This window comes from Bradyrhizobium sp. RD5-C2, from assembly GCF_019972155.1.
GTDB lineage: Bacteria > Pseudomonadota > Alphaproteobacteria > Rhizobiales > Xanthobacteraceae > Bradyrhizobium.
In genome coordinates this window covers 242,611-260,753 of sequence record NZ_BOVL01000026.1, presented here as the reverse complement: position 1 = coordinate 260,753, position 18,143 = coordinate 242,611, and the positions used below count along the sequence as shown (strand labels likewise).

The 18,143-nt window shown below is 64.3% G+C and carries 18 protein-coding genes, 1 other RNA gene and 1 pseudogene; 6 read left to right on the top strand and 14 right to left on the bottom strand.

What is annotated here, in order from left to right:
* Positions 1–6 precede the first annotated feature (6 nt).
* Entirely contained in the window at positions 7–1,782 is a 1,776-nt protein-coding gene (locus BraRD5C2_RS32960; protein WP_223975541.1) for an acetolactate synthase 3 large subunit, read from the bottom strand.
* 395 nt (positions 1,783–2,177) lie between these two features.
* Complete coding sequence (gene miaA / locus BraRD5C2_RS32955; protein ID WP_223975539.1) at positions 2,178–3,107, bottom strand: tRNA (adenosine(37)-N6)-dimethylallyltransferase MiaA; 930 nt, start codon at positions 3,105–3,107, stop codon at positions 2,178–2,180.
* Between miaA and serB the strand changes: the two genes are divergently transcribed.
* Positions 3,106–4,023, top strand: a complete 918-nt coding sequence (gene serB, locus BraRD5C2_RS32950; protein ID WP_223975537.1) for a phosphoserine phosphatase SerB — start codon at positions 3,106–3,108, stop codon at positions 4,021–4,023. The genes miaA and serB overlap by 2 nt on opposite strands.
* A gap of 159 nt (positions 4,024–4,182) precedes the next feature.
* Here serB and BraRD5C2_RS32945 read toward each other — a convergent pair whose 3' ends face one another.
* From BraRD5C2_RS32945 to BraRD5C2_RS32890, 12 genes and pseudogenes are all read right to left on the bottom strand, one after another.
* Positions 4,183–5,679, bottom strand: coding sequence for a Do family serine endopeptidase (locus BraRD5C2_RS32945; protein WP_223975535.1), 1,497 nt, complete (start codon positions 5,677–5,679; stop codon positions 4,183–4,185).
* A 186-nt stretch (positions 5,680–5,865) separates the two neighbouring features.
* Entirely contained in the window at positions 5,866–6,066 is a 201-nt protein-coding gene (locus BraRD5C2_RS32940) for a DUF2065 domain-containing protein (RefSeq protein ID WP_092115850.1), read from the bottom strand.
* 106 nt (positions 6,067–6,172) lie between these two features.
* Positions 6,173–7,072, bottom strand: a complete 900-nt coding sequence (hflC, locus tag BraRD5C2_RS32935; protein WP_223975534.1) for a protease modulator HflC — start codon at positions 7,070–7,072, stop codon at positions 6,173–6,175.
* Complete coding sequence (gene hflK / locus BraRD5C2_RS32930) at positions 7,069–8,211, bottom strand: FtsH protease activity modulator HflK (protein WP_223975533.1); 1,143 nt, start codon at positions 8,209–8,211, stop codon at positions 7,069–7,071. The genes hflC and hflK overlap by 4 nt, the downstream gene beginning before the upstream one ends.
* Before the next feature lie 144 nt (positions 8,212–8,355).
* The gene (locus BraRD5C2_RS32925) at positions 8,356–8,868 is read right to left on the bottom strand and encodes a dihydrofolate reductase (RefSeq protein ID WP_223975532.1); all 513 of its coding nucleotides are present in this window, start codon (positions 8,866–8,868) and stop codon (positions 8,356–8,358) included.
* Positions 8,868–9,353 (bottom strand): GNAT family N-acetyltransferase, encoded by a 486-nt coding sequence (locus BraRD5C2_RS32920; protein ID WP_223975531.1) that lies wholly within the window; start codon positions 9,351–9,353, stop codon positions 8,868–8,870. The genes BraRD5C2_RS32925 and BraRD5C2_RS32920 overlap by 1 nt, the downstream gene beginning before the upstream one ends.
* The gene (locus BraRD5C2_RS32915; protein ID WP_092115855.1) at positions 9,353–10,147 is read right to left on the bottom strand and encodes a thymidylate synthase; all 795 of its coding nucleotides are present in this window, start codon (positions 10,145–10,147) and stop codon (positions 9,353–9,355) included. Before BraRD5C2_RS32915 ends, BraRD5C2_RS32920 begins: the two co-directional genes overlap by 1 nt.
* A 177-nt stretch (positions 10,148–10,324) precedes the next feature.
* Entirely contained in the window at positions 10,325–11,305 is a 981-nt protein-coding gene (locus tag BraRD5C2_RS32910) for a tripartite tricarboxylate transporter substrate binding protein BugD (protein WP_223975530.1), read from the bottom strand.
* 130 nt (positions 11,306–11,435) lie between these two features.
* Positions 11,436–12,950, bottom strand: a complete 1,515-nt coding sequence (locus BraRD5C2_RS32905; RefSeq protein ID WP_223975529.1) for a tripartite tricarboxylate transporter permease — start codon at positions 12,948–12,950, stop codon at positions 11,436–11,438.
* Positions 12,951–12,957: 7 nt separating this feature from the next.
* A pseudogene (locus BraRD5C2_RS32900) lies at positions 12,958–13,407 on the bottom strand (tripartite tricarboxylate transporter TctB family protein); the annotation flags it as partial.
* A 144-nt stretch (positions 13,408–13,551) separates the two neighbouring features.
* Complete coding sequence (locus BraRD5C2_RS32895; RefSeq protein WP_223975525.1) at positions 13,552–14,085, bottom strand: chromate transporter; 534 nt, start codon at positions 14,083–14,085, stop codon at positions 13,552–13,554.
* Positions 14,082–14,693, bottom strand: a complete 612-nt coding sequence (locus BraRD5C2_RS32890) for a chromate transporter (RefSeq protein WP_223975523.1) — start codon at positions 14,691–14,693, stop codon at positions 14,082–14,084. The genes BraRD5C2_RS32895 and BraRD5C2_RS32890 overlap by 4 nt, the downstream gene beginning before the upstream one ends.
* A gap of 76 nt (positions 14,694–14,769) precedes the next feature.
* Between BraRD5C2_RS32890 and ssrA the strand changes: the two genes are divergently transcribed.
* The 5 genes from ssrA (at position 14,770) to BraRD5C2_RS32865 (ending at position 18,125) form a co-directional block, all read left to right on the top strand.
* Positions 14,770–15,135, top strand: a transfer-messenger RNA (tmRNA) gene (ssrA, locus tag BraRD5C2_RS32885).
* A gap of 143 nt (positions 15,136–15,278) precedes the next feature.
* Entirely contained in the window at positions 15,279–15,797 is a 519-nt protein-coding gene (locus tag BraRD5C2_RS32880; protein ID WP_223975521.1) for an SspB family protein, read from the top strand.
* 176 nt (positions 15,798–15,973) lie between these two features.
* Positions 15,974–17,389: a class II fumarate hydratase gene (fumC, locus tag BraRD5C2_RS32875; RefSeq protein ID WP_223975519.1), complete on the top strand. Its 1,416-nt coding sequence runs from the start codon at positions 15,974–15,976 to the stop codon at positions 17,387–17,389.
* A 275-nt stretch (positions 17,390–17,664) separates the two neighbouring features.
* On the top strand, positions 17,665–17,853 hold the full coding sequence (locus tag BraRD5C2_RS32870) for a DUF4169 family protein (RefSeq protein WP_097674527.1): 189 nt from the start codon (positions 17,665–17,667) through the stop codon (positions 17,851–17,853).
* Entirely contained in the window at positions 17,850–18,125 is a 276-nt protein-coding gene (locus BraRD5C2_RS32865) for a ribbon-helix-helix domain-containing protein (protein ID WP_021077181.1), read from the top strand. The genes BraRD5C2_RS32870 and BraRD5C2_RS32865 overlap by 4 nt, the downstream gene beginning before the upstream one ends.
* Positions 18,126–18,143 lie beyond the last annotated feature (18 nt).

The following is an 18,143-nucleotide window of genomic DNA, read 5'->3' as shown; positions in this document are numbered from 1 at the left end:
CTCACCTCACACCAGCGCCTTGCCGCCGGCGAAGGCCTTCGCGGTGGCCTCGTCGGTCGCTTCTTCCGGCAGCAGCATCTCGTTGTGCGCCTTGCCCGACGGGATCATCGGGAAGCAGTTCTCGAGCGCGGCGACGCGGCAGTCGAACAGCACCGGGCGCTTGATCGAGATCATCTCCTTGATCGCGCCGTCGAGATCGGACGGCTTGGTCGCCCGCAGGCCGACGCAGCCATAGGCTTCGGCGAGCTTGACGAAGTCCGGCAGCGCCTCGGAGTACGAATGCGACAGGCGGTTGCCGTGCAGCAGCTGCTGCCACTGCCGCACCATGCCCATGTACTGGTTGTTGAGGATGAAGATCTTGATCGGCAGCTCGAACTGGACCGCCGTCGACATCTCCTGGATCGTCATCTGCACCGAGGCGTCGCCGGCGATGTCGATCACCAGGCTGTCCGGATGCGCCACCTGTACGCCAACCGCGGCCGGCAGGCCGTAGCCCATGGTGCCGAGACCGCCGGAGGTCATCCAGCGGTGCGGCTCCTCGAAGCCGAAGAACTGCGCGGCCCACATCTGGTGCTGACCGACTTCGGTCGTGATGTAGGTGTCCTTGCCGCGGGTCAGCTCGAACAGCCGCTGGATCGCGTATTGCGGCAGGATGATATCGTTGTTCTTGCGGTAAGACAGCGAGTTGCGCGCGCGCCATTGCGCGATCTGCTGCCACCACGCCTTGATGTCGGGCTTCCTGGCCTCCGCCTTGAACACCTGCAGCAGGTCGCCGATCACGTTGCCGGCGTCGCCGATGATCGGCACGTCGACGCGGATGTTCTTGTTGATCGAGGACGGGTCGATATCGATGTGGATCTTCTTCGAGCCCGGCGAGAAAGCATCGACGCGGCCGGTGATGCGGTCGTCGAAGCGCGCGCCGACGCACAACATGACGTCGCAATCATGCATCGTCATGTTGGCTTCGTAGGTGCCGTGCATACCCAGCATGCCGAGCCAGTTCGGCCCCGACGCCGGATAGGCGCCGAGCCCCATCAGGGTCGAAGTGATCGGGAAGCCGGTCGCCTCCACCAGCTGACGCAGCAGTTGCGAGGCCTCGGGACCGGAATTGATCACGCCGCCGCCGGAATAGATCACGGGACGTTTGGCATTGGCGAGCAGCGCCACCGCCTTGCGGATCTGGGTCGCATCGCCCTTCAGGCGCGGCGTGTAGGAGATGTGAACGTCCGACTTGCGCGGCGGATGATAGGTGCCGGTCGCGAACTGCACGTCCTTCGGCACGTCGACCAGCACCGGACCGGGGCGGCCGGTGGTGGCGACGTAGAAAGCCTCGTGCAGCACCCTTGCGAGGTCGTTGACGTCGCGCACCAGCCAGTTGTGCTTGGTGGCGGGCCGCGTGATGCCGACCGTATCGCATTCCTGGAAGGCGTCATTGCCGATCAGGTGGGTCGGCACCTGGCCGGTGATGCAGACCAACGGGATCGAGTCCATCAGCGCGTCGGTCAGCGGCGTCACCATGTTGGTGGCGCCGGGCCCTGACGTCACCAGCACCACGCCGGGCTTGCCGGTCGAGCGGGCATAGCCTTCGGCAGCATGGCCGGCGCCCTGCTCGTGGCGGACCAGGATGTGCTCGACTTCGCTTTGCTGGAAAATCTCGTCGTAGATCGGAAGCACCGCGCCGCCGGGATAGCCGAAGACATGCTGCACGCCGTGATCGATGAGCGCGCGCACGATCATCGCGGCGCCGGTCATCTGATTGGGATCGTGGCTCTTGTCGGTCATGGTTCGCTCCGGATGCGCTTGTTTTTGCGCGGCTTTTGTCAGTTCTCGTCAGTTCTGTTTCGGGCAATAAAAAGGGGCCCCAGAGGCCCCATGCACACCGCCCGAATTTGGATGGCCGCTAGCCATCCCCGGCGGTGTGCCTGGGTACGACGGCGATAAGCAGTTTGGTAATAATGTTGCGCACGAGGTGACCCAGTCTTCCCAAAGGTTGCGCGAACATAGCGGCCAAAGCCCGAATGTCAAGGCAAGGCAAGCAGTTTCGCGATTTTTGAAGTGTAACGGGGTTCCAGCCGTTCGGCGAGTGTTTTTGCGCGGCGCAACGCGCATGGCAGACGGGCGCGCGGCGGCGCCGCAGTCCGAGAGAGAGCCCGTAACCCGGATCGGAGCCAACGGGGCTACGGGATTTGCACCTTCAGCCACTCCCTCGCCGCCTCAGGCACCACCCACTCGAATTCCGGGAGCTGGTGACGAAACCAGGTGAACTGGCGCTTGGCGTAGTGGCGGGTGTCGGCCCGGCCGATCTCGGCGGCCTCCTCACGGCTGATCTCTCCCTTGAGGTGCCGGATCAGCGCCGGGACGCCATGAGCCTTCATGGCCGGCAGCAGCGGATCGAGCCCGCGCGCCGCCAGCACCGCGACCTCGTCGAGCGCGCCGGCATCGAGCATCGCGCCGAACCGGGTGTCGATCCGCGCATAGAGCCGCTCGCGCTCCGGTGCCAGAAACAACGCGTGGAATTGGCCCGGCGGCAGCAGCGGCGGCAGGCCATCGCGATGCCAGTCCGGCAGCGGGCGGCCGGTGGTCTCGATGACTTCGAGCGCCCGCGCGATGCGGGTGCGGTCGCGCGGCTTCAGCCGTTCGGCCGACACCGGATCGCGCGCCGCAAGCTCGGCATGCAGCGCCTCGACGCCGTGCTGCTCCAGCCGCGCGCGCACACTGTCGCGCACATCGGCCGGGATCGGTGGCACCGCTGACAGCCCGCGCGTCAGTGCCTTGAAATACAAGCCCGAGCCGCCGATGAAGATCGGCAGGCGTTGGTCCGCCCGGGCCTCGTCGAGCACTTTTGCCGCGTCGGTCACCCAGGCCCCCGCGGAGAAATTCACGCCGGCGTCGACATGGCCATAGAGCCGGTGCGGAACCTGTGCCTCCTCGGCAGCGGTCGGCCGCGCGGTGATGATCCGGAGATCGCGATAGACCTGCATGGAATCGGTGTTGATCACGACCCCGCCGGTCCGTTGCGCTAGCTCGAGCGCCAGCGCCGACTTGCCGCTGGCGGTCGGCCCTGCGATAAGCACTGCCTTGTCCAACAATCCTGAATGCGCCTGCATGTCCCTCGTTGCCACGTTGATCTGCAATCCTGCAAGCCCCGCGCTCGACTCCACCATCGTCGACGGTGCGCGGGCCGTGCTGCCCTCACCGGGTCCGGCGCAGTGGCTGTTCAACGAAGTCGCCGTCGACATTCCGTTCGAGAGCCAAAATTCGAGCGGAGACGCCGGCAGGGACGAGATCAAGGCTATCGAGGAGCGCTTGCGCCAGGCCCGCGGCGACCTGCCGATCGACATTGTCGTGCAGCCTCGGCTCGGCCGGCGCAAGAAGCTTTTTCTGGCCGACATGGATTCGACCATGATCGGCCAGGAATGCATCGACGAGCTCGCCGACTTCGCCGGGCTGAAGGCCCATGTGGCCGCCATTACCGAGCGTGCGATGCGCGGCGAGATCGAGTTCGAGTCCGCGCTGCGCGAGCGGGTGGCCCTGCTCAAGGGTCTGCCCGTCGGCGTCGTCGACGAGGTGCTGGAGAAGCGCATCACGCCGACGGCGGGCGGCCGCGCGCTGGTGATGACGATGCGCGCGCACGGTGCCTATACCTGCCTGATCTCCGGCGGCTTCACCCTGTTCACCACGGTGGTCGCGGAGAAGATCGGCTTCCAGGAGAACCGCGCCAACCAGTTGCAGGTCGCGGACGGCAAGCTGACCGGCGAAGTGATCGAGCCGATCCTCGGCCGCGCCACCAAGCTCGCCACCCTGGTCGAGCTGACCGAATCCTTCGACCTCGACGACATCGACACGCTGGTCACGGGCGATGGCGCCAACGATCTCGGCATGATCCAGGCCGCAGGTCTCGGCGTCGCCTATCACGCCAAGCCCGCGGTCGCAGCCGCCGCGGCGGCGCGGATCGATCACGGCGACCTCACCGCGCTGTTGTATGCGCAGGGCTATCGGCGGGATGAGTTCGTCGAGGGGTAGTCTACGGTGTCGTCCCGGCGCAGGCCGGGACCCATAACCACCGATGCCGATTGGCTAGAAAAGCCGTTGCCCACTTCCTCAACAAGAGAGGTCGCGGCGTACTGGATCCCCCGCTTTCGCGGGGGATGACAGTGACGGGTGAGGCGTGAGCGCGCGCCTCTACTGCACGCCGAGCGCGACGAAGCGCAGCTCGCCGTCGCCGTTGGAGACCAGCAGCAGCACGGACTTCTTGCCGTCCTTCTTCAGCTGATCGAGACGCTTCTTGATGTCGGCGGCGCTGGACACCGCCTCCTGCGCCACCTCGACGATGACGTCGCCGGCCGACAGACGCTTCTCGGCAGCATCGGAGTTGCTGTCGACGCCTGTGACGATAACGCCCTTCACGCTGTCTTTGATCTTGTACTTGGTGCGCAGATCCTTGCTCAGCGCGGCCAGGTCGAGACCGAGCGCCTTCTGGGTCACCGGCTTCTCGGCGGTGTCGTCCTTGGGCTTGGCGTTGGCCTGCTGAGCCTTGTCGTTGTCCTCGAGCCGGCCGAGCGTGACCTTGCGGGTCTCTTCGTTGCCCTTGCGGATGACGACGACGTCGACCTCCTTGCCGACCGCGGTGTCGGCGACGATGCGCGACAGGTCCTTCGGATCCTTGACGTCCTTGCCGTCGAACTTGACGACGACGTCGCCCGGCTCGATGCCGGCCGGCTTGGCCGGACCCTTGTCGTCGACGCCGGCAACCAGCGCGCCGCGCGCCGGCTTAATGTTGAGGCTGTCGGCGATCTCGTCGGTGACCTGCTGGATGCGCACGCCGAGCCAGCCACGACGCAGCTCGCCGAACTTCTGCAATTGGTCGACGACGCCGGCCACCGTCTTGGACGGCACCGCGAAACCGAGACCGATCGAGCCGCCGGTCGGGGAGATGATCAGCGTGTTGACGCCGATCACCTCGCCATCGAGGTTGAACAGCGGACCGCCGGAATTGCCGCGGTTGATGGCCGCGTCGGTCTGGATGTAGCTGTCATACGGGCCCTGGCTGATGTCGCGGTTCTTGGCCGAGACGATGCCTGCCGTCACCGTGCCGCCGAGGCTGAACGGGTTGCCGATCGCGACCACCCAATCGCCGAGGCGGATCTTGTCGCTGTCGCCGAACTTCACCGAGGTGAGCGGCTTCGGCGGCTTGAACTTCAGGACCGCGAGGTCGGTCTTCTTGTCGACGCCGACCAGTTCGGCCTTGATCTTGGTGCCGTCGTTGAGGATGACGTTGATCTCGTCGGCATCGGCGATGACGTGGTTGTTGGTAACGACGATACCCGCGGTGTCGACGATGAAGCCGGAGCCGAGCGAGTTGGTCTTGCGCGGCTGGAACTCGCCGCTCTTGTCGCCGCCCTTGCCAGGCGGGCCGCGGCGGTTCTTGAAGAAGTCGTCGAAGAATTCCTCGAACGGCGAGCCGGGCGGCAGCTGCGGCATCGTCCGGTCCTTGGCCTCGATCGTCTGCGACGTCGAGATGTTGACGACGGCGTCGATCACCTTCTCGGCGATGTCGGCGATGCCCTCGGGGCCGCGCGCTGACGCCGGCCCGGAGCTCAGCATGCTCGCAGCACCGATCGAGATCGCAGCTCCCATCATGCGGAGGCGACGGCTCAGGGCTGGTCTGGCAGCGATCATGTCGGAGTTTCTCCAGGCAAACGGGTTCAAATTAGTTGGTCGCAGTATGCGCCCGTGATCATAGAGTGCGCCCGAACGGGCATATGGCGCAAGCATCTCAGCCGGGCATTTCGGCGAAAAACCGGCCGCACGAGGCTCACGATTATGTTCATTCCGGTGCGATCTGCGCGGTGGAACAGGCAGTGATCAGCGCCGCACCAGCCAGATTAGGATCAGTCCCGCAACCGCCGAGCCGATGCCGACGATGCGCAGGATGTTGTCGGGCGTCGCCAGTGCGCTCTTCATCGCCCGGCGCATCCAGGCGGGGCTTGCCGCAAACAGGATGCCTTCGAGCACGAACAGGATTCCCAACCCGATGAGGAAGTCGCCGAACGCTATGGACTTCATCGGATGGCAGCCTCCCGCTCGATGCTTATTGTTGTTGAGTGGCAGCGACGCGTGTTCCGCATCGCCGCCAAGTCTTGATACTTAGGTCGTGGTGTTCGTCGTGACGTTACTGTTTCGGCGCGGCGGCCGCGTCAGGCGACTTGCCGTTCGCATTGCCGAAGTATCTGAAGAATTCCGAGTCCGGCCGCAACAGGAAACGTGTATCGCCGGAGCGCAGACTATTCTCATAGGCCGTCATCGAGCGATAGAACGCGAAGAAGTCCTTGTCCTTGCCATAGGCTTCGGCGAACAGGCGGTTGCGCTCGGCATCGCCCGCACCGCGGGTTTGCTCCGCGGTCGAGTTCGCCTCGGCGACGATCACCGTTGCTTCGCGGTCGGCCTTAGAGCGGATCTCCTGCGCCTTCTGGTCGCCCTGGGCACGGAACTCGGCCGCTTCGCGCTGACGCTCGGACTTCATCCGGTCGTACACCGCCTGGCTGTTCTGCTCCGGCAGGTCGGCGCGGCGGATCCGGACGTCGACGACCTCGATCCCGTAGCCGTCGGCCTCCTTGTCGAGCTGCTCGCGAATCCGTGCCATCAGCTTCTCGCGCTCGTCACGCACCACCGTGATGAAGGTGACCTCGCCGAGCACGCGGCGCAGCGCCGCGTTGAGCAGCGTCGTCAGCTGCAGATTGGCGGCCTGGATCGAGCCGACGCTCGTGTAGTAGCGCAGCGCATTCTTGATGCGATAGCGCGCGAAGGCGTCGACCACCAGCCGCTTCTGGTCGGAGGCGATCACCTCCTGCGACGGGTTTTCGAGATCGAGGATGCGCTTGTCGACGTTGATCACCGAATTCCACGGCGCCTTGAAGTGCAGGCCGGGATCGGTGACGACCTCAACCGGCTCGCCGAACCGCAGGACGATGGTCTGCTCGGTCTGCGCCACGGTGAACATCGAGCTGTAGCCGACGGCGAGCACGATGAAGAGGACGATCAGGGACACAATGCCGGTGACAGGGGACCTCATCGGGTGGCTCCCTGCTGCTGGCCAGTCGTGGCCGGCGCTGCCGGCGGACGCCGCGGCGTCAGTTCGCCGAGCGGAAGATAGGGCACGATATTCTGGCCCTGGCCGCCGTCATAGACCAGCTTCTCGGAGCTACCGAGCACGCGTTCCATGGTCTCCAGATAGATGCGCTCGCGCGTCACTTCGGGTGCCTTCTTGTATTCATCATAGACTTTCAGGAAGCGTGCGCTCTGGCCCTTGGCCTCGGCGACCGCCTGCTCCTTGTAGCCCTCGGCGGCCTGCAGGATCTGCGCGGACCGACCACGCGCTTCCGGCACGATCCGGTTGGCGTAGGTCTGCGCCTCGTTCTGTTTGCGCTCGAGGTCGGAGCGCGCCGCCTGCACGTCGCGGAATGCGTCGATCACCTGCGCCGGCGGATCGACCTTCTGCATCTGCACCTGGGTGATCTGGATGCCCGCGCTGTAGTTGTCGAGCGTCTTCTGCATCAGTTCCTGGACGTTCTGCTCGGTGACGTTGCGCGCCCCGGTCAGGATCGGCTGGATCTGCGAGCGGCCGATCACCTCACGCATCGCGCTTTCGGCAACCGCCTTCACGGTGCCCTCGGGATTCTGGATGTTGAACAAATAGGCGCCGGCCCCGCCCGGCTTGATACGCCAGAGCACGGTGAAATCGACGTCGACGATGTTCTCGTCGCCGGTCAGCATCAGGCTCTCTTCCGGCACGTCGCGCATGGTGCGGCCGCGCCGTGCGGGATCGTCGATCAGGGTCATGCCGATCGAGATCGTGTTGACGCGCAGCGCCTTCGGCAGCAGCACCGTCTCGATCGGGTACGGCAGGTGGTAGCGCAGGCCCGGCTGGGCATCGCGGACGTATTTGCCGAAGCGCAGCACGACGCCGAGCTCTTCGGACTGGACGCGGAAGATCCCGGTGGCGAACCAGATCGCCAGCGCGGCGACCAGCACCAGCGCGATGCCCATGCCACTGAAATGACCGCCGGGCAGCCACTGCTGCAGCCGGTCCTGGCCGCGCCGCAGCAGATCCTCAAGATCCGGCGGCCTCGGCCCGGCTGACTGCGGACCTGTGCCCCATGGTCCTTTCGGACCCGAGCCCCATGGCCCCCCGCCTTGATTTTTCCACGGCATCAAACATCTCCTCGACAAGTCCGGACGGGACGCCCGGCCTCGAATGTCCGGCCCGGTTATAGGGGACCGCTCAGGCCCTTACAACGCAAGCTTCCTTGCCGGACGAGCTATGCGCCGGGGCAAAATTGTCAATGCAAACATTGGTTAACCCCGGCCGCGCCGACGATATGTCACATAGGAGAAGTCCGCGCTGTCGTCCGGACCAGCCGGATTTCGCACGCGCGCGACCTCGTCCCACTCTTTCGCGTCGATAGTGTCGAACCGTGTATCGCCGTCGGGCCGGGCGTGAACCTCGGTGATCTCCAGCCGATCGGCCATGCCCATCGATTGCGCATAGATTTCCGCGCCACCGATGACGGCAATTTCAGTGGCGAAACGCCGCAGCGCGTCACCAAGCGCAATGGCGCGGGCATTTTCGAACGACGTAGTGACGATGGCGCCGCGCGCGCGATAATTCGTATCGCGCGTCACCACGATGTTGGTGCGCCCCGGCAGCGGCCGGCGCAGAGACTCAAAAGTCCTGCGCCCCATCACGATGGGCTTGTTCAGGGTGATCGCCTTGAAGCGTTGCTGGTCGGATTTCAGCCGCCACGGGATTGCGTTGGCATTTCCGATCACGCCGTTCTCGGCGACCGCGACGACGAGCACGATTTCCATCAGCGCGTTCCTTGCGCGAGCGCCGACAGCGCCGGGCCGGAGACGCGGCAAATCGTCCATTCGTCCATCATCTCGGCGCCGAGCGACTTGTAGAATGCGATCGACGGCGCGTTCCAGTCGAGCACCGCCCATTGCAGCCGCGACCAGCCGTTGGCGAGGCATTGCTTGGCCAGATGCACCAGCAGCGCCTTGCCGATGCCCTTGCCGCGCAGTGCCGGACGCACGAAGAGATCCTCGAGATAGATGCCGTGGCGGCCGGCGAAGGTCGAGAAGTTGACGAACCAGACCGCGAAGCCGGCAGGCTCGCCATTCCATTCCGCGATGTCGCAAGTCAGCCGCGGGTTGGCGCCGAACAGCGCCTCGGCGATATCGGCCTCGCTGGCGTGGACCTCGTGCAGGAGCTTTTCGTAGTCGGCGAGTTCGCGGACCAGCGAGAACACCAGTCCGGCCTCATCGGGCCGCGCGCGGCGGATGGTGAGCGACATCAGACCGCGACTTCAGCCTTGATGTGCGGATGCGGGTCGTAACCCTCGAGCTTGAAGTCCTCGTAGCGGAACGCGAAGATATCCTTCACGTCGGGATTGATCGCCATCGTCGGCAACGGCCGCGTCGGCCGCGTCAATTGCAGCCGCGCCTGCTCGAGGTGGTTCGAGTAGAGATGCGCGTCGCCGAGCGAGTGCACGAAATCGCCGGGCTTGAGGCCCGTCACCTGCGCGACCATCATGGTCAGCAGCGCATAGGAGGCGATGTTGAAGGGCACACCGAGGAAGACGTCGCCGGAGCGCTGATAGAGCTGGCAGGACAATTTGCCGTTCGCGACATAGAACTGGAACAGGCAGTGGCACGGCGGCAGCGCCATCTTGTCGACCTCGGCCGGATTCCAGGCGCTGACGATTAGCCGCCGCGAGTCCGGATTGCGCTTGATCATCTCGATCACGCCAGCGATCTGGTCGATGCTGCGGCCATCGGGCGCGGGCCACGAGCGCCATTGCGAGCCGTAGACTGGACCGAGATCGCCATTGGCGTCGGCCCATTCGTCCCAGATCGTGACGCCGTTGTCGTTGAGATATTTGATATTGGTGTCGCCGGCGAGGAACCAGAGCAGCTCGTGCACGATCGCCTTTAGCGGCAACCGCTTGGTGGTCAGCATCGGGAAGCCGGCCGACAGGTTGAAGCGCATCTGGTGGCCGAAGATCGACAGCGTGCCGGTGCCGGTGCGGTCGTGCTTCTCCGCGCCATCGGCGAGGATGCGTTCGAGCAGGTCGTGATACTGGTTCATGGCGTTGGTTTCGGACCCTTCGGGGGAAGCGGCGAACTTAACGGTCGAGGCCGCCGGCCGACACGCTGATTCGGCTGATTGCACCGATTATACCCCGAAAAGTGAGCACCCTTGCGCCAAACGACAAGGGGCGGAACTTGTGTTCCGCCCCTGCTCTATCCGATTGATCGCGTTGGCTTAACTTGCCGGCTTGAGCACCGGGGTCCACTTCGCGATCTCGCTTTTGACGAGGGTCGCGAGCGCCTCCGGCGTGCGGTGGGTGGGCGCCGGGATCACACTGCCGAGCTCGAGCAGCCGCTTGCGCACGTTCTCGTCGTCGAGCGCCTTGATGGCCGCGGCATTCAGCGTGGCGATGATCGCGGGCGAAGTTCCCTTCGGCGCGAAGATCGCGTTCCAGGCCTGGGCCTGGAACGCCGGCAGGCCGGCCTCTGCCGTGGTCGGGACATTGGGCAGCGACGGATTGCGCTCGGCGGTCGCGACCGCATAGGCCTTGATGGTGCCGGCGTTGATCTGCGGCACCGCGTTGACGATCTGGTCGCACATGTAGTCGACCTGGCCGGCGACCAGTGCGTTCATGGCAGGGCCGGTGCCGTTGAACGGCACGCCGACCGGCTTGACGTCGAGGATCGAATTCAACAGCTCGCAGGAGGCGTGCGAGACCGAGCCGATGCCGGCATGCGCGGCGTTGACCTTGTCGGCATTGGCCCTCACGTAGGCGACGAATTCCTTCAGATCCTTCGGCGGGAAATCCTTGCGGGCAAGGATCAGGATCGGCGTGCCCGCGAGCAGCGCGACGGGCTCGAAATCCTTCTCCGGATGATAGGCAAGCTTCGGATAGAGCGGCACGGACGCCGCGTGCGTGCCCATATGTCCGGTGACCAGCGTGTAGCCGTCATTGGCGGCGCGTGCGGCGCGCGTCGTCGCCGTGGTGCCGCCGGCACCGACCACGTTCTCGATGACGATGCTCTGTCCGAGCGTCTGCGCCATGTGCGCGGTGACGATGCGCGAGATCACGTCGGTCGGACCGCCGGCTGCGAACGGCACGATCATGGTGATGGTACGGGTCGGATAGTTTTGCGCCGAGGCCGGCACGGCGAATGCGCCCAGCGCGGCAAATGCCGAAAGGCATGCGCCCGCAAGCGAGCGAACGGACATCATCTCAATTCCTCCCGGGAACGTTTTGACCAAATAAAAATGCCGGCCAAATCGGCCGGCATTTTCATTTCATGAGACGACATCGAGTGTCGATTCGACTTCCGCCTGCGGCGCGCCGACGCAGGCGAAGCACTCAGCCCTCGGACTCCACGAACACTTCGTCGCGCTTTGCACGCAAGGTCGGCAACACGGCGAGCACCAGGAGACCCGCCGCGATCGCCAGCAGCACTGCCGACAGCGGCCGCGACAGGAACACGCTCCAGTCGCCGCGCGAGATCAGGAGTGCACGACGCAGGTTCTCTTCCATCAGCGGGCCGAGCACCATGCCGAGCAGCAGCGGTGCCGGCTCGAAATCGTGCTTGATCAGCCAGTACCCGACCAGACCGAACGCGCCCGCGAGCACGACGTCGACCGGCGCGTTGTTCACCGAGTAGATGCCGATCGCGCAGAAGATCACGATCGAGGGGAACATCAGCCGGTACGGCACGCGCAGCAGACGGACCCAGATGCCGACCAGCGGCAGGTTGATGATGATCAGCATCAGGTTGCCGATCCACATCGATGCGATCATGCCCCAGACCAGGTCCGGCTGCTTCACCATCACCTGCGGACCCGGCACGATGCCATGAATGGTCATCGCACCGACCATCAGCGCCATCACCGCATTCGGCGGGATGCCGAGCGTGAGCAGCGGGATGAACGAGGTCTGCGCCGCGGCGTTGTTGGCGCTTTCCGGCGACGCTACGCCCTCGATCGCGCCGCGGCCGAACCGCGACGGATCCTTGGCAATCTTCTTCTCCAACGTATACGCGGCAAACGACGCGATCACGGCCCCGCCGCCCGGCAGGATGCCAAGGATCGAGCCCAGGATGGTGCCGCGCACGATTGCCGGCGCGGAATCCATCAGGTCCTTCCTAGTCGGCATCAGGCCGGTGATCTTCTGCTGCACCAGATCGCGGCTCATCCCGGCGCCGGCGTCGAGATTGCGGATGATCTCCGCGAAGCCGAACACGCCCATCGCCACGGTGGCAAAGCCGAGGCCGTCGGCAAGCTCGGGGATGTTGAAGGCCATGCGCGAGGCGCCGGTCTCGATGTCGGAGCCGACCATCGACAGCAACAGGCCGAACACGATCATCGCGATCGCCTTCAGCACCGAGCCCTTGGCGAGCACCACCGCGAAGATCAGGCCGAGCACCATCAGCGAGAAGTATTCGGCCGGACCGAACGCCAGCGCGAGCTTGGTCAGCGGCGCACCGAGCACGGCGATCAGCACGGTCGCAACGCAACCGGCGAAGAACGAGCCGATCGCGGCAATCGCGAGCGCCGGGCCGGCGCGGCCTTGTCGTGCCATCTGGTGGCCGTCGAGCGCGGTGACCACCGAAGTCGCCTCGCCCGGAATATTGACCAGGATCGAGGTGGTCGAGCCACCATATTGCGCACCGTAATAGATGCCGGCGAGCATGATCAACGCGCCGACCGGCGGCAGGCCGAAGGTGATCGGCAGCAGCATCGCGACGGTGGCGATGGTGCCGATGCCCGGCAGCACGCCAACCAGCGTACCGACCAGTGCGCCGATCAGGCACATCAGAAGATTAATCGGCGAAAGCGCAACGGCAAAACCGTGGGCGAGATTGGCGAACAGTTCCATTGCGCCCTCACTGAATCAGGAAACGAGGGAACATCGGCATCGGAAGTCCCAGCACGTAAGGAAACAACAATGCGCAGCCCAGCGTCAGACAGGCACCGACGATGGTCGCCTCCAGCCACTTCGTCTCCTCCGAGCCGAGTGCCGCAATCATGAAGCTGGCAAATGCCGTGACGACGAGCCCAAGCGGCCGGATCGACACCGCAAAGAACACGATCGCTGCCGATACGAACAGCGGCCCGCGCCATGAATAGGCCGCGATATGCGGGCCGTCGTTCAGGAGCCCCATCAGCGCGACAGCGCCGCCGAGCAGCAGCAACAGCACGGCGAACATGCGCGGTGCGGTTCCGGCACCAAACGAAAATCCATGCATGCCCTGCAGATCGCTCGAAGCCCACAACGCAAACAGGGCAACCGCCATCATGACAAGCCCGCCGACAAAGTCCTGCGGACCGCGCACCCATTTCTGCAAGATCGATTTGACCGGCGCCTCGCTTGGCGTATCGCTCATGACTGCGCTTCCCCCGTCAGGGCTGTCCCGCCCGTTGTAATTGAATGGCTTGGCTTGTGGTGCGTTGACCGAACGCCTTGCTAGCGATTTTCGTCAGACAACGCCAGCAAAACCCAAGAGACCTCCGGCAAGCAGCATCCATAAGGGATTGATCCGTGTCGCAAAAGCAAGCGCGGCTGCGACAATGGTGATCAGGATCGCGATCCAACTTTGGTCTGATGTCTGCGCCACGATCAGGCCGGAGGCAGCCATCAAGCCGATCGACAGCGGAACCAATGCGGCCTGAATGATCGCCGGCCAGCGCGCGTCGCGCGAGCGATCGAGGAAACGGCTCACATAATAGGCAAGCAACGCGGTCGGTCCGCACATCGCGACCGTTGCGGCCAATGCCCCCGCGACGCCTGCGACAGAATAGCCTATCAGCGTCACGATCAGCACGTTCGGTCCCGGCGAGAGTTGCGAGATCGCGAACACGTCGGCGAACTGCTTGTCGGTCAGCCAGTGATGCACGTCGACGGCAGCGCGGTGCATTTCGGGGATCGCCGAATTGGCCCCACCGACCGCAAACAGCGACATCAGACCGAAGGTCCAGACCAGTGCTGCGATCGGGCTGGGCTCCGAGCTCATGCCTTCACCATGCGTCGCGCCAAAACTGTCGTCGCGATGCTGAGCGGGATCGCCACCAGCAGCACGATCTGGAGCGGCCATCGGATCAGACCGATCGCGACGAAAACCGCCGCCAGAATGACCAGGCCTGTGACATCACGCCGCTTCAACAGCGGCATCATCATCTTGAGGACGACCGCGAACAGCAGACCGACCGCGGCACAGGCCACGCCGGCGAGCGTCCGGCGCAGGACGTCGATATCGCCGTAGCGGGCGTAGAGCGCGGCAAGGATTGTCGCGATCACCATCGGCGGCCCCACCAGTCCGGCGAAGGCCGCAAGGCCGCCGGCTATGCCGCGAAAGCGCGAGCCGAATACGACCGACAGGTTGACGATGTTCGGACCTGGCAGGAAATGGCACAGCGCGAAGGTCTCGTTGAACTCCTCCGCCGTCATCCAGCGGTGCTGTTCGACGATCGACCGCCGGGCCCAGACCAGGACCCCGCCAAAGCCGGCCAGCGACATCTTGGCAAAGGCCAGGAACAGCTCGAGCAGGCCGGGCTGGAGGGGCGCAGACGGTGCGGAGGCATCCGGCGCCGGGGCGGCAACCGGCGGGGATTCCGGGGGCATGGCAAAATCTAGAACGGCGTCAGGACGCGGGCCAACCCAAATCGGCGTGTTTTCACACCTGAACAAGGCTGAATCGGCTCTATTTTTCTTCGTTCGTGCCGCCTATATTGGGGGTGCCGGTTCGCCGGCTATGGAAATAAATGGCCGTCGCAATAAACCATTCGGACCCGGGGGCGGTACCCGGCGCCTCCACCAAAACCCATCCGAGCCTCTAGCTTCGGTGGCTTTTGGCGGGGGCGAAATAGGATCGACGAGGGCGTAAAGGGCGTGTTTTTTCTCGGTATGGTTCCGCCGTTATCGGGCTAATGCAATAGTTGCCAACGACAACTTTGCTCCGGTTGCTCAGGCTGCGTAACGCAGTTTGAAAGACCATCTTAAAGTCCTAACGGGTTAAGCTCCGTTAGGCGGGGTTCGGAGGCACCTGGCAACAGAAGCCTCCACTTTATTTCCCGATCGGGCGTCCGCCCGCATTTTCCGCTGCCAGCCCTGCTGATTTCCGGGTCCCGGCGGGGTAGCATGGCCAAAAGGGCGAGTCGGACAGGTCCGACGAGGCCCTGCCGGCATTTTCGAAGCGACAGGAATACGATGGCGACCGATCACATCCGATATGACGTGCTGGCGCGCGACGCGCTGCGCGGGGTGCTGCGCCGGGTATTGTCCGACGCCGCCGAACATGGCCTGCCGGGTGAGCACCATTTCTACATCACCTTCCTCTCGCACGGCGACGGCGTGAAGCTGTCGCCGCGGCTGCTCGCGCAGTATCCGGAGGAGATGACCATCATCCTGCAGCACCAGTTCTGGGATCTGGTGGTGACCGAGGACCGGTTCGAGGTCGGCCTGTCGTTCGGCGGGATTCCCGAGCGGCTGAACGTGCCGTTCGCCGCGGTGACCCGCTTCCTCGATCCGTCTGCTCCGTTCGATCTACGGTTCGACGTCTCGGAGGCGCTGTCCGAGGACGCCCCGCCCGCGACGGCACCGGCCTCTCCCCTTCCCGCACCGGCCGCCCGGGCGGTCGAGCACGAGACGGCCGAGACCGAGCAGGAGCCGACGAAGCCCAGCGAAGGCGCCGAGGTCGTGCGGCTGGACCGCTTCCGCAAGAAATAATCTAAACACCGATCGATCCGCGACCTTGTAGGATGCTTGCGAGGGCCGGGATGACAGACCGTCATCACGGACTATCTTCTGCATGAACGTGCCTCCGCGCGTCCGCTGTCGCGTGGCCGCGCCGGAAAGCTGGCGCCCCGCCGGACCACGTTCTGATGACGCAACGGAGAGCATGCATGGCTCAATCGACGACACCATCCAACGCCGCGACCCGCAGCGAGACCGACAGCTTCGGTCCGATCGACGTCGCCGCCGATCGCTACTGGGGCGCGCAGACCGAGCGCTCGCGGCAGAATTTCAAGATCGGCCACGACCGGATGCCGATCGCGATCATTCATGCACTCGCCATCGTCAAGCTCGCCGCGGCCGAGACCAATCGCGAACTCGGCCAGCTCGATGCGCGCCGCGCCGACGCCATCATCAGCGCCGCCAGGGAAGTGATCGAGGGCAAGCTCGACGATCATTTTCCGCTGGTGGTCTGGCAGACCGGCTCGGGCACGCAAACCAACATGAACGTGAACGAGGTGATCGCCAACCGCGCCAACCAGATGCTCGGCGGCGAGCTCGGCGCCAAGCAGCCGATCCATCCGAACGATCACGTCAACATGAGTCAGTCGTCGAACGACTCGTTCCCGACCGCGATGCATATCGCAGCGGCCAGCCGCATCATCGCCGACCTGATCCCTGCCCTCACCGAGCTGCATCAGGCGTTGCACCAGAAGCAGGAAGCGTTTGCCAAGATCGTGAAGATCGGACGCACGCATACCCAGGACGCGACACCGTTGACGCTCGGCCAGGAATTCTCCGGCTACGCCGCGCAGGTCGAGAGCGGCATCGCGCGGCTGCACACCGCGGTGAAGGAGCTGTTCCCGCTGGCGCAGGGCGGCACTGCTGTTGGCACCGGCCTCAACTCGAAGCCGGAATTCGCCAACGCTTTTGCCAAGCACGTCGCCGAAATCACCAAGCTGCCGTTCACGAGCGCGGCAAACAAGTTCGAGGCACTCGCGTCCAACGACGCTTATGTGCTGGTGCATGGCGCAATCAATTCGGTGGCGACCGGCCTGTTCAAGATCGCCAACGATATCCGCTTCCTCGGCTCGGGCCCGCGCTCCGGCCTCGGCGAGCTGGTGCTGCCCGAGAACGAGCCGGGCTCGTCGATCATGCCGGGCAAGGTCAATCCGACCCAATGCGAGGCCATGACCATGGTCTGCTGCCAGGTATTCGGCAATCAGACCACGATTACCGTCGCCGGCAGCCAGGGCCATTTCGAGCTCAACGTGTACAAGCCCGTGTTGGCATATTGTATGATAAATTCCATTCAGTTGCTGTCTGATGTTGTCCGCTCATTTACTGAGCATTGCGTTGTCGGAATACGCGCCGACGAAAAGCGCATCAACGAGCTGATGCAGCGCTCGCTGATGCTGGTGACGGCGCTCGCGCCCAAGATCGGTTACGACAACGCAGCCAAGGTCGCCAAGTCGGCGCACGCGCACGGAACGACGTTGAAGGAAGAGGCTTTGCGGCTCGGATTCGTAACCGCCGACGAATTTGATCGCCTCGTGCAGCCGGACAAAATGACACACCCCGGCTGAAGTGACGCGCGCAATGTCCGGATAATTACGGTCAGCGCGCGTGATATAATTATGGATCATAACGCCTAAAGGCTAAGGCTGTTTGCCTATCAGCTCTGCGCTGGCGCATGGTACAGACGTCTAGTTTTCGCAGAGCGAAACGGATTCTTTGATGCTATCACAAGCATCAAATGGGGATTCGGGATGGATATCAAGCCGGGCGCTTAGCGCGATCGCTCTTGCTTTCGTCACGATGCATCACCAATTCCGCTCTGGGGACGATGAGGACGACGAGCATGGGCGACGTGGTCAACCTGAAACGATTCAAGAAGCGCGGTGAGCGCGAACAAGCAGCAAAGCAGGCCGAAGCCAATCGTGCGCTATTCGGTCGCACCAAATCCGAACGAGCGCGTGACGAATTTCTCGGCGAGCGCAGTGAGCGCGTGCTCGATCAGCACCGCATCGAAAGTGGTGACGCATCATGAAGTCTCCGGTCGTCAAGCGGTCGATCGTCGTCGCCGGTCACAAGACCAGCGTCAGCCTCGAAGAAGCCTTCTGGAACGGCATGAAGGAGATTTCCGGTCTGCGGAACATGACGCTGTCGGAATTGGTCGGCGAGATCGACAGCAATCGTCAGCAGGGCAATCTGTCCTCCGCGATCCGGCTTTTCGTGCTCGACTATTTCCGCTCGCGCGCCACTCCTGCGGTGCCGACGGATGTCAGGCCGCAACAGGTCGACACGCGCCAGCAAGCCTGATTGCCTTGCCGACCGTCG

Bases quoted from the DNA above. Each gene is read 5' to 3' on its own strand.
- BraRD5C2_RS32960 (WP_223975541.1), bottom strand. From the start codon at position 1,782: ATGACCGACAAGAGCCACGATCCCAATCAGATGACCGGCGCCGCGATG.
- serB (WP_223975537.1), top strand. From the start codon at position 3,106: ATGTCCCTCGTTGCCACGTTGATCTGCAATCCTGCAAGCCCCGCGCTC.
- miaA (WP_223975539.1), bottom strand. From the start codon at position 3,107: ATGCAGGCGCATTCAGGATTGTTGGACAAGGCAGTGCTTATCGCAGGG.
- BraRD5C2_RS32945 (WP_223975535.1), bottom strand. From the start codon at position 5,679: ATGATCGCTGCCAGACCAGCCCTGAGCCGTCGCCTCCGCATGATGGGA.
- BraRD5C2_RS32940 (WP_092115850.1), bottom strand. From the start codon at position 6,066: ATGAAGTCCATAGCGTTCGGCGACTTCCTCATCGGGTTGGGAATCCTG.
- hflC (WP_223975534.1), bottom strand. From the start codon at position 7,072: ATGAGGTCCCCTGTCACCGGCATTGTGTCCCTGATCGTCCTCTTCATC.
- hflK (WP_223975533.1), bottom strand. From the start codon at position 8,211: ATGCCGTGGAAAAATCAAGGCGGGGGGCCATGGGGCTCGGGTCCGAAA.
- BraRD5C2_RS32925 (WP_223975532.1), bottom strand. From the start codon at position 8,868: ATGGAAATCGTGCTCGTCGTCGCGGTCGCCGAGAACGGCGTGATCGGA.
- BraRD5C2_RS32920 (WP_223975531.1), bottom strand. From the start codon at position 9,353: ATGTCGCTCACCATCCGCCGCGCGCGGCCCGATGAGGCCGGACTGGTG.
- BraRD5C2_RS32915 (WP_092115855.1), bottom strand. From the start codon at position 10,147: ATGAACCAGTATCACGACCTGCTCGAACGCATCCTCGCCGATGGCGCG.
- BraRD5C2_RS32910 (WP_223975530.1), bottom strand. From the start codon at position 11,305: ATGATGTCCGTTCGCTCGCTTGCGGGCGCATGCCTTTCGGCATTTGCC.
- BraRD5C2_RS32905 (WP_223975529.1), bottom strand. From the start codon at position 12,950: ATGGAACTGTTCGCCAATCTCGCCCACGGTTTTGCCGTTGCGCTTTCG.
- BraRD5C2_RS32895 (WP_223975525.1), bottom strand. From the start codon at position 14,085: ATGAGCTCGGAGCCCAGCCCGATCGCAGCACTGGTCTGGACCTTCGGT.
- BraRD5C2_RS32890 (WP_223975523.1), bottom strand. From the start codon at position 14,693: ATGCCCCCGGAATCCCCGCCGGTTGCCGCCCCGGCGCCGGATGCCTCC.
- BraRD5C2_RS32880 (WP_223975521.1), top strand. From the start codon at position 15,279: ATGGCGACCGATCACATCCGATATGACGTGCTGGCGCGCGACGCGCTG.
- fumC (WP_223975519.1), top strand. From the start codon at position 15,974: ATGGCTCAATCGACGACACCATCCAACGCCGCGACCCGCAGCGAGACC.
- BraRD5C2_RS32870 (WP_097674527.1), top strand. From the start codon at position 17,665: ATGGGCGACGTGGTCAACCTGAAACGATTCAAGAAGCGCGGTGAGCGC.
- BraRD5C2_RS32865 (WP_021077181.1), top strand. From the start codon at position 17,850: ATGAAGTCTCCGGTCGTCAAGCGGTCGATCGTCGTCGCCGGTCACAAG.